Raw genomic sequence first — 10,253 nt, 5'->3', positions numbered from 1 at the left:
AATGAACATGTTCATAAGTTTATGCGAAAAAATAAATTTATTTTTCAATCTTTTCATAGGACACTTTAATTTCATCTCGCTTCTCTGGTCTTACTACTTGTATGACACTTTTATAAACATAATACAACGTCATTTGCATGGCTTCTTCTTTTGTATAATTCCTACGTTTGTTAAGAATGGTATTCATCATGCCTTTCCAAATTAACAACGTCATATCGGAAATCATTTCAATATCTTCTTCCTCTATGAACTTTTCTTCTACTGCTGGTTGTATAAAAAGGGCACTTCTCTTTGCAAAGCTATGCTCCATAATGATATCTTTCACTTTGTCCGGCAAACCAATTAGATCATTCTGGTAGATATGGTAATAATCTTCTAATAATTCTTCAGGAATCGATCCTAAGTTATCCATAAAAATACTGGAATATATTTTTGGTTGTGCAAAAGAATATTTACAGAAGCACTCCCAGCTATACAACCATTTTTCCACTGTGTTTGTTCCTTTTTCTAAGTAGGATGGAAGTTCCTCTAAGTAATCAGACATGAAGCGCATCGCTGCGAAAAATTTTAAATGGGATAAATCTTTAAAATAATTATAAGCTGTGGAACTAGTAAAACCGGCCTTCTTTGCGATTTTACGAATGGTAACATGATCGATACCATCTTCTTCAATCACTTCTGTCGCTGCATCTAAGAAATATCTCCACATACGTGCTCGTTGAATTTCTTTCCTGCTTTCGCCCATTTATCCACTTCCTCTACTGACTTATTTTATATATAGAATGCCCATGAACCCGTTCTTTTTATGAACGCGTTCATAATATCATGCACTCATGAAAAGCAAACCATCATTCGACAAAAAATGATAGATACAAATGATGAACCTCCTTTAATAAGGTAGTACAAAAAAATCATCGAGCAATCACGTAAGGTGTTACTCGATGATTTTTATATATTATTATGAAAACCAGTTTTTAATTACTTGTAATACTTTGCCCAAAAAATTTGGTTGATTTTCTTCTATTGTATCCGTACCTTCTCTTTTGTCATCCTCTTCTTCATTTACGTCTGTACTAGTTGTCTCCATCTCAAGCGTTGTAACTGGCTTTCCTTCCACTATTTCAATTTGCTCTTCTCCAAATTGGTCATACAACGTTTGCGCATTTTCTTCAGTATATGGGTCTATTCCAATTTCCACTATTGTATTCTTAATATCTACACCCGTATGTGTAATAGTAAAGGCCTCATACTCAAACCCGTTTGAATCTATTTTCTTTTGTTTATCCCGCAACTCTTCTTCTGTATAAGCTACTTCTTTAAACTCTATTTCGGCAGGTCCTTGAATCAACCCTTGCATCTCTTGGGTATGGTGTTCCGCTACTGGCTCAGTAAATAAAAATACCATTACTCCTAAATCTCTCTGTTCTCTATCAATGTACATTCCTGCATACGTTTCACTTAAATGTTCAGAAATATAATCTAAAACACTGTCTCTAGCTTCATGATGGTTTGGGTCGATCCCTTCTTCTTCCCAATCCCTGATCTGTTTCGTTAATCCGTCTGAGTTTGCTTCTGCACTGACACCATGTTCCAAAATAATAAAAATGAGCATCATAAACATAATGAGAAACCCTTTTGACAAATTTTTAATCATACCATTCGCTCCCTCCTACTATAATCTAACCAATTAGACGTCGTCTATCTCAATGAGTTACAAAAGAAAAATCGACAGGGAATAGCTTCCTTGTGATTGTCACGCGATATTCGAGTGTAGTATTCCATCCTTGCTTTAGGAAAGTAATTTTCGATATATCCAGCTAATTAATGTATCTTCCATTTCTTTCGGTTCTTCCTTAGTGAAGGAATGAAGTACAATACACTTAAAACCCTTACTCCCTCACTGTTTGATTATTTCTATCTAGTATTTAGTTCTATTTAGTAGCAACATGAATACAAATAGTACAAGCCATAACGAACGGTGAGGAGTGAAAAGGTTGGGTATATTTTTTAGTTATATGTTCCTTGGATTATCACTAGCAGCACCACTGGGGCCTATCAATGCAGCACAAATCAATCATGGAATCAAGAATGGTTTTTGGCATTCATGGTTAATTGGATTAGGATCTATTTTAGCAGAGTTATTCTTTATATTAGCAGTGTTCTTTGGGGTTGTTCATTTCCTTGAGACACCCTTCATGAAAACATTTCTTTGGTCATTCGGGGCATTTGTTTTGTTATATACTGGTGTGGAAAGCATTGCAAACTCTCAAAAACTCACCATCACAAATGAAAGGCAAAAGGATTCCTTGGTAAAGACATTTACGACAGGTTTTCTTATCACCATAAGTAATCCTCTTTCCATCTTGTTTTGGTTAGGGATTTATGGCTCTGTACTAGCCAATACTATACATAAGTATGATAACGTTCACTTACTTTTGTACGGTGGTGCGATTTTAATCGGGGTGATGGCATGGGACATCAGTATGGCTTGTGTCTCCAGTAGTTTTCGTCATTTTCTTACCGAAAAAACATTGAAAAGAATCTCCGTATTCACAGGCCTGTCCTTAATTGGCTTTGCGATATATTTTGGTTATCAAGCAATTCAATTATTATTTTTTGCTTAAAGATCACATGCAAAAGCTGTTTCTGATAAGAGACAGCTTTTTTATTTTCTACTATCAATAAAACAAGCTGGATTGGACAAATTAAAGGATGATGACATAACACAAAGGGGATTTATTTTCTATGAGTAATACTTCCACATCATCCACTTCTAACAACGCTACCTTAAAATGGTGGCAGCTATCTTTAACAGGTGTTGGATGTACGATCGGTACTGGTTATTTCCTTGCTTCAAGTATAGGAATCGGATTAACAGGGCCTTCGATCGTATTTTCCTTCCTTTTAGCAGCGATTGGTACATACATTGTCTTTCACTTGTTGGCAAAAATGACAGCTGAAGACCCTCAAGAAGGTTCATTTTGTTACTATGCGGAGAAGGCTTATGGTCGTTGGGCAGGATTTAGCTGTGGATGGAACTATTGGTGCTCCAGCATTTTAATTATGGGGAGTCAGTTAATTGCATTAGCGATTTTAACACAGTTATGGTTTCCAAATATCCCTTTGTGGGTATTTGCTTCCATTTATGCCGTTCTTTCCATTTTGGTTGTTCTATTAGGTACGGAAGGATTTGATAAAGTAGAAGACTTTTTGGCGGTTATTAAAACTGCTGCCATTATCATTTTTATTATCTTAGCTATTGCTGCATTATTAGGATGGATTTCAGGAGGCCCTGCCGAAAGTCCAGGCATTCCGACTTCAACGTCACAGCTTTTTGCAGAAGGGTTTACAGGATTTTGGGCATCGTTAATTTATGCCTTTTATGCATTTGGTGGAATTGAAGTAATTGGTTTGATGGCGATTAGACTAAAAAAACGGGAAGAGGCACCAAAAGCAGGGAGAATCATGCTACTGTTATTATCGATTCTTTATGTCGTATCGCTTGGATTAGCCGTAACCATGGTTTCTGTCGATGCATTTAATCCGGATGAAAGTCCGTTTGTGACAGCTTTATCAGATTATCACTTACCGCTTTTTTCACACTTGTTTAATGGCGCAATCATTATAGCTGGCTTTTCCACCATGACCGCTGCACTATATGGTGTAACAATACTGCTTGTTACGTTAGCGAAGGATGGAGATGCTCCTAAAGTATTCAAAAAAAAGATTAAAAAATGGAAAGAGCTCCCTCTTCCGTCTGTATTACTTGCAATAGTCGGGTTAATAGCATCGATTATTACAGCTTTACTCTTACCAGAAAAAATTTACGAATACATTACGACAGCGGCAGGCATTTTACTTTTGTATAATTGGTCATTTATTATCGTTTCTGCTTTATCTGTATTAAAAGAGAAAAGATTATCGGAAAAAATATTTGCGATTCTGGGGTTACTCTTTATCATCGCAGCGATTACAGGGACTTTAATGGAAAAAAGTATTAGGCCTGGCTTTTTTATTAGTATTTTATTTGTCGCTATCATTGGCGGGGTTACCTTATACATGAGGAAAAAATGGCAGCAATTAGATTAAAAAAAAGAGGGGAAGCTTAATCTTTCCCCTCTTTTATGCTCTATTCCCAAGGTTTATCCATATCCAGGAAACTTGCTAGCTCTTGACTCGCTTTCTTTCGTTGCTTTCTCGTCTTCACACGATCCTCAGCTGTCCGATTTAGATACTTTTCTTCCTCTGTATCTGGAATAACATTCGGAACACGGGCAGGTTTTCCATCATCATCTAAAGCAACAAATGTTAGAAAAGCAGTGGCAGCGATAGTTCGCTTTCCTGTAAATAAATTTTCCGCTAAAACTTTTACAAAAACCTCCATGGAACTAGTACCTGTCCATGTCACAAATGATTCTAAACATACGGACTCTTCCTTTTTTATAGGGGCTAAGAAATCAACAGAGTCTGTTGATGCTGTCACAACAGGGCTTCTCGATAACCGCATCGCAGAAATGGATGCAACATCATCAATGTAACTCATTAGCTTTCCACCAAAAAGTGTCCCGTGATTGTTGGTATCTGGTGGAAATACATGGCTGGTTTTAACAGTTAACGTTTCTTTTATCGCAATTTCCTTCATTAAAATCACCTTTTAGTTATTTTATATTTTAGGTTTTACCAAAAAACGAGACTTATCCACTTTTATGTCTTTCCATTATGAGCACCTCTTTTTTTCCTAAAGGAAAGAAGAACTAAACCTAGAAAAATACAAACAACCCCTATTGATGACTGCCATGTCAGTGTTTCTCTTACTACTAAAACACCTAGAACAGATGCTGTGAGTGGTTCGGCTAGAGATAAAGTAACTGCCGTTGCTGCTGATGTTCCAATCAAACCGTTGGAGTAAAATATATAGGCAAGAGCAGTAGCAATCAATCCAAGATGTAATGAAACAACAAGACCGTCAACTTGTAAAAACCATGTGAAATCATAAACGAAATACAGTGGTGATAAAAGAAGAGCCGCTAATGTAAAAACAACAGCAACAGCTTCCTCTGGGGAATGATGCTTCAATATATACTTGTTAGATATCGTAAACATGGCAAATGCTAAACCTGCTCCAAGTGCCATGAATATTCCCTTTGGAGAAATGATGACCTCTTGACTATTCAGAGTCAATAAAAGGCACCCTATAATAGCTAAAATGGTCGCTATCCACCAGGTTTTATGGGGAAACGAACGATTCACAATCCATTCAAGCAAACCAGCTAAGATAGGAGCACTGCCGATTGCTACGACAGTACCTATAGCAACACCTGTTAAAGAGACAGCTGAAAAGAATAACGGATGATAAGCAGCCATAGAGATGATTGCGATAAAAGTGGAAATACGAATCCAATTGTTAAAATGTATCTTACCTTGTATCAACATGATGATCAATAATACGATCCCGCCAATAGCCAGTCGAATTGCTCCAAGGGCAACAGGATGTGCAGTATCAGGAGCAAATGTTTGAGCCGTTCCAGTCGTTCCCCATAATACTGATGCAATGAGTATCAATGCAATAGCTTTGCGACTAGTCATGATCGGCTAACCCCTTTGTCATTAAAAGATAAATACCCATTTTCACTCTATAACAATATGCCAGTTTATAAAACTTTATATAATAGTCAAAAACAAAAAATTACATCATAGTTATTAGGAAGTAATCTATACCATTTCAAAAATGCATTTGAATGGATTCCTTAATATATTGCATTTTTTTGACCTTTTAATTTTATAGTACATAAGCTTGTGAACAGACCAGCAAATAGAATCGTTATAGTTGATAAAAGTAAAGTTTTAGGTGATATGATTATTCCGCCCATCAGTATAATAAAAGCATCCATAATCAAAATAATAATACCAACGTTAATCTTCACCAGGTTGGAGAGAAGCTGTGCTAACAAATCTGTTCCACCAGTACTTGTACCATATCGAAGCATAAGGCCAATTCCTAACCCTATAATGATCCCACCTATAATAGAGCTGATAACAGATGGTAAGTGGAAATTTGCTATAAAAGAATAATGTAATGGTGATAGATAATCAATAGTAAAAGATGAAAACAGCATTCCGTGCAAACTGCTAAAAAAATAGTCCCTTCTATAGACCCAAGCGAGTAAGAAAATTGGTGAACTTAAGATGATTATGACTAAGCCGGGTTGCATACCAGTTATATATTTAATGATTAATCCCAATCCAATCATACCACCGTCTAAAAGCTTAAAAGGAACTAAGAAAAAATTAACACCGATGGATAACAATATACTTCCAACAATGATCGTTATTATTTTTTTATAAAGATACACATCTCTCATCTCCAAAAATTTAGATGGACATGTTTCATTTATATGATACAAAATTTTAATCATGTGCAAAAAAAATAAGACTGACCTCAATGGTCGTCTTACATATTTTGAACGATTCTCAATATATTCTTTGCATGATATGAATTAGATGTAGCTAATTTTTCCTTAAGTATTTCTTTGGTGGATTCATCACATTTTTCTAATATTAGAAATGCTTTGAATTCATTAGAAGTAACCACTTTTCTATAAAGCTTAGAGATACTTCTCTCTTTTATACCCATACTAGGATTTTTAGCCTCCTTTGTTAAGGTATCATTATATACTATTCAGTTAATTTCAAAAGTTGATTCTTTTTTTATCCAACGCAACAAGGGGAAGCCATTCCCTTGTTGCGTTTTTCATTACTCCCTCCACCGATGGAAGTCTTTCTTTAATTAAGATTGTCTACGGCTGCTCTTTCAATGGTGAGACCTTTCTTGTAACGTTCCATGAATTCCTCAAAGCCTTCCACATCTTTCGGATCAGGAGACATAGTCTGAACTGATTGATCTGCAAAGACTTTCTCGTTTAAATACACATCTAAGGATTCGTTATCCTCTTTGTTAATCATATAGGATCCAAGCAACGCAATCCCCCATGCTCCGCCTTCTCCTGCCGTTTCCATAACAGAAACTGGAGCATTAAAAGCAGCAGCCAACATGTTTTGTCCTACACCTTCTGTCTTAAATATACCGCCATGTCCTAGAATTTCATCCAGCTTGACTCCTTCTTCTTTAAGAAGAATGTCCATACCGATTTTCATCGCACCAAACGCTGTAAATAAATGAGTACGCATGAAGTTAGCCAGGTTGAAATTGCTGTCTGATGTACGCACAAACAATGGACGACCTTCTTCAAAGTGAGTCATGTGTTCACCGGAAAGATAGCCGTAAGATAATAGTCCGCCTCCATCTGGATCTCCTTGGACAGCTTGCTTAAATAAAGTTTCAAATAGCTTATTCTTATCAACTTCCACACCAAGGGCTTTTGAAAATTCTTCAAATAACCCTACCCATGCATTCAAGTCTGAAGAACAGTTGTTAGAGTGAGCCATCGCTACCAAATTACCTGTAGGTGTGGTTACAAGGTCTATTTCAGGGTATACCTTGGATAAATCTTTTTCCAGAACAACCATGGCAAATGCAGAAGTACCTGCAGAAACGTTACCTGTACGTTTTGCTACACTGTTGGTTGCGACCATACCTGTTCCTGCATCACCTTCTGGCGGACAAAGTGGAATACCTGCACTCAATTCACCACTAACGTCCAGAAGCTTTGCCCCTTCTTCTGTCAGCGTACCAGCATTTTCACCAGCAACTAATACTTCAGGCAAGATATCTTCCAGTTTCCATGGTAAATTTTTAGACCCAATTAATTCATTAAACTTATCGATCATTTTTTGATTATACTTCTTCGTATTCAAGTCTATCGGAAATACCCCAGATGCCTCACCAACCCCGAGGACCTTTTGCCCTGTCAGTTTCCAATGAACATATCCAGCTAACGTTGTCTGAAAGTTAATATCGGCAATGTGCTCTTCCTGATTCAAAATTGCTTGATACAAGTGAGCAATGCTCCATCTCTGAGGAATATTATAATGAAATAGTTCTGTCAATTCTGTAGAAGCTTGTTCTGTAATATTGTTTCGCCACGTACGGAAAGGAACAAGAAGCTCTTCATCTTTGCCAAAAGCCATATAGCCGTGCATCATAGCACTAAAACCGATTGCTCCTATCGATTGTAAAGTCACTCCATATTGTTGTTTCACATCACCAGCCATCTTTTGATAGCTGTCTTGTATCCCCTTCCAAATTTCTTCAACACTATAAGTCCAAATATTGTTCACATAACTATTTTCCCAATCATGACTGCCAGATGCTATCGGTTCATTATTTTCACCGATAAGAACAGCTTTAATTCTAGTTGATCCAAGTTCAATACCAAGAACTGTATTACCATTCTTAATGGCATTTTTCACATCAAGACTCATGTTATTTGCCTCCAATATTAAGATAATAATTTTAAACTATTTTATATGAAAATAAATAAAGTAAATGGGCTCTTTATATAAGTTAATCCTATTATAAAAGATATATAAAAGGATTACAATAAAAAATGTACGTACAACCTTTATTTTATTTGGTTCTACCAGTTAACAGTAACGTACAAATGATGTATTTTATAAAAATTAAAAGGATTGTACATCGAATATAGTTAATATACCCTTCACTTAACATATAAATAACAACATGGTATGACAGATGAACTATTACATTTGGTTTATTTTTCTATATTAATACATTCTTTACCATTAATTAATATTAATTTAATAATAAGTTGTTAGTTTGAAGCTAGAAAACATCGAAGATATTCTATCAAATCTATTTAAGGAGGTACCATTTGATGAATTCACAAAATAAGAAGAATTTCAATCGTCGAGATTTTCTAAAAGTAGGTGGGATGAGCACAGCGGCAATTACATTGGGGGCAACAGGACTTCTTTCGGTTGGTTCTGCTCAACAAGTATTAGCTAAGTCAGGAAACGGTGGGAATTCAAAGGCAATGTTTAATGGCTATGGACCGTTAGTCAAAGATCCAAACGGGATAATGGATCTTCCAAAAGGGTTTCAGTATCGAATTATTTCAAATGAGGGGGACAAGCTTTCGAGTGGTGGAAGTATACCTGCCAATTTTGATGGAATGGCCTCATTTTCTGGGAAACATCATTCTACCATTCTCGTACGAAACCATGAGTTAGGAGCAAATTCCGTTCATCCAGTAGAAGGGAAAAATCCATACCGAAAAGATGTATGCGGGGGTACAACAGCACTCGTAGTCGGTGCCAATAACGAAGTATTGGATGAGTATGTTACTTCTTCAGGTACGATTCGAAATTGTGCAGGAGGTGGAACTCCATGGGGAACTTGGTTAACTTGTGAAGAAACCCTTGAAGTCGGCCATGGTTATGTATTTGAGGTTGATCCACATAATCCAGAAAATAAGCTTTCGAAAACACCCATAAAAGAAATGGGAGCTTTTTCTCACGAAGCATGTGATGTGGATCCATCTACAGGGATTGTCTATTTGACAGAAGACCAGTGGGGGCAAAGTTTCTTTTATCGTTATATTCCAAATGATCCTCAACCTAAACCAGGTGCATTACAAAAAGGGGGTAAACTGCAAGCCGCAGCCATCGAAGAAAAACCCCATGCAGATATAGATGGATTTAATCCCGGACAAACCTTTGGTCTTGTATGGAAGGATGTGGATCCTGAAAAGGCTAATTTAGACGCTGATGCTAAGGGATGCCTTAAATTTTTCCGACTAGAAGGATCCTACTTTAAAGGTGGCGCATTTTGGTTCAGTGATACTGGAGCTGGTGAAAAAGGTCTTGGGCAAATTTACCGTTATATTCCAGCAACCAATACGTTGGAGTTATTTTATGAAGGTAGAAGCGCTTCTAAAATGCAAAGTCCAGATAATATCTGTATCACTCCATGGGGCGATCTTTGGTTTGTGGAAGATGGAAGTGGACATGACCGAATTGTTGGTATTACACCTGATGGTGAAGTTTATGTGTTCGGAGAAAATGTATTTAACTCGTCTGAGCTTGCTGGACCATGTTTTTCTGCTGATGGCAACACATTTTTCGTTAATGTCCAGAGTCCTGGTATGACATTTGCCATTTGGGGACCATTTGCACGCCGAAATTCAGGTCGCCAACGCCATATGGCACATGCGAGTCCTCCGCAACAGCTTGCTCCTCAAGTTTCTGATAAACTGATGGCATTTGCCGAACGTGAAGGAATTTCCCAGCTTGAAGCAGCTGCCTTACATCGTCACGGTATGCCGATTTTATAA

At 37.0% G+C, this 10,253-nt stretch carries 9 protein-coding genes; 3 read left to right on the top strand and 6 right to left on the bottom strand.

Going from position 1 to position 10,253, the window contains the following annotated elements; translation table 11 throughout:
- Positions 1–37: 37 nt before the first annotated feature.
- Positions 38–745, bottom strand: a complete 708-nt coding sequence (locus tag GHD00_RS11740; RefSeq protein ID WP_163538357.1) for a TetR/AcrR family transcriptional regulator — start codon at positions 743–745, stop codon at positions 38–40.
- A 213-nt stretch (positions 746–958) separates the two neighbouring features.
- Complete coding sequence (locus GHD00_RS11735; RefSeq protein ID WP_163538356.1) at positions 959–1,654, bottom strand: hypothetical protein; 696 nt, start codon at positions 1,652–1,654, stop codon at positions 959–961.
- Positions 1,655–1,994: 340 nt separating this feature from the next.
- On the opposite strand from GHD00_RS11735, the gene GHD00_RS11730 reads away from it, so the two are divergent.
- Together GHD00_RS11730 and GHD00_RS11725 are read left to right on the top strand one after the other, a co-directional pair.
- Positions 1,995–2,624, top strand: a complete 630-nt coding sequence (locus GHD00_RS11730) for a LysE family transporter (RefSeq protein WP_163538355.1) — start codon at positions 1,995–1,997, stop codon at positions 2,622–2,624.
- A 121-nt stretch (positions 2,625–2,745) separates the two neighbouring features.
- Positions 2,746–4,089: an amino acid permease gene (locus GHD00_RS11725; RefSeq protein WP_163538354.1), complete on the top strand. Its 1,344-nt coding sequence runs from the start codon at positions 2,746–2,748 to the stop codon at positions 4,087–4,089.
- Between the two features lie 40 nt (positions 4,090–4,129).
- On the opposite strand, the gene GHD00_RS11720 is transcribed toward GHD00_RS11725, so the two are convergent.
- The 4 genes from GHD00_RS11720 to GHD00_RS11705 all read right to left on the bottom strand — a co-directional run bounded on the left by GHD00_RS11720 (position 4,130) and on the right by GHD00_RS11705 (position 8,382).
- On the bottom strand, positions 4,130–4,642 hold the full coding sequence (locus GHD00_RS11720) for an acyl-CoA thioesterase (protein ID WP_163538353.1): 513 nt from the start codon (positions 4,640–4,642) through the stop codon (positions 4,130–4,132).
- A 62-nt stretch (positions 4,643–4,704) separates the two neighbouring features.
- Positions 4,705–5,586, bottom strand: a complete 882-nt coding sequence (locus tag GHD00_RS11715) for a DMT family transporter (RefSeq protein WP_163538352.1) — start codon at positions 5,584–5,586, stop codon at positions 4,705–4,707.
- A gap of 161 nt (positions 5,587–5,747) precedes the next feature.
- A complete protein-coding gene (locus GHD00_RS11710; protein ID WP_205600753.1) occupies positions 5,748–6,362 on the bottom strand; it encodes a YitT family protein in 615 nt (204 codons plus the stop codon).
- A gap of 421 nt (positions 6,363–6,783) precedes the next feature.
- Entirely contained in the window at positions 6,784–8,382 is a 1,599-nt protein-coding gene (locus GHD00_RS11705; protein WP_163538350.1) for a xylulokinase, read from the bottom strand.
- Positions 8,383–8,795: 413 nt separating this feature from the next.
- Here GHD00_RS11705 and GHD00_RS11700 point away from each other — a divergent pair, with 413 nt between their 5' ends.
- The gene (locus tag GHD00_RS11700; RefSeq protein ID WP_163538349.1) at positions 8,796–10,253 is read left to right on the top strand and encodes an alkaline phosphatase PhoX; all 1,458 of its coding nucleotides are present in this window, start codon (positions 8,796–8,798) and stop codon (positions 10,251–10,253) included.

Origin of the sequence: Gracilibacillus sp. YIM 98692 (genome assembly GCF_010993965.1) — a bacterium.
Taxonomy (GTDB): Bacteria; Bacillota; Bacilli; order Bacillales; family Amphibacillaceae; genus Gracilibacillus.
This window is presented reverse-complemented; position numbering and strand designations above follow the sequence as displayed.

Bases quoted from the DNA above. Each gene is read 5' to 3' on its own strand.
- GHD00_RS11735 (WP_163538356.1), bottom strand. From the start codon at position 1,654: ATGATTAAAAATTTGTCAAAAGGGTTTCTCATTATGTTTATGATGCTC.
- GHD00_RS11720 (WP_163538353.1), bottom strand. From the start codon at position 4,642: ATGAAGGAAATTGCGATAAAAGAAACGTTAACTGTTAAAACCAGCCAT.
- GHD00_RS11740 (WP_163538357.1), bottom strand. From the start codon at position 745: ATGGGCGAAAGCAGGAAAGAAATTCAACGAGCACGTATGTGGAGATAT.
- GHD00_RS11710 (WP_205600753.1), bottom strand. From the start codon at position 6,362: ATGAGAGATGTGTATCTTTATAAAAAAATAATAACGATCATTGTTGGA.
- GHD00_RS11705 (WP_163538350.1), bottom strand. From the start codon at position 8,382: ATGAGTCTTGATGTGAAAAATGCCATTAAGAATGGTAATACAGTTCTT.
- GHD00_RS11715 (WP_163538352.1), bottom strand. From the start codon at position 5,586: ATGACTAGTCGCAAAGCTATTGCATTGATACTCATTGCATCAGTATTA.
- GHD00_RS11700 (WP_163538349.1), top strand. From the start codon at position 8,796: ATGAATTCACAAAATAAGAAGAATTTCAATCGTCGAGATTTTCTAAAA.
- GHD00_RS11725 (WP_163538354.1), top strand. From the start codon at position 2,746: ATGAGTAATACTTCCACATCATCCACTTCTAACAACGCTACCTTAAAA.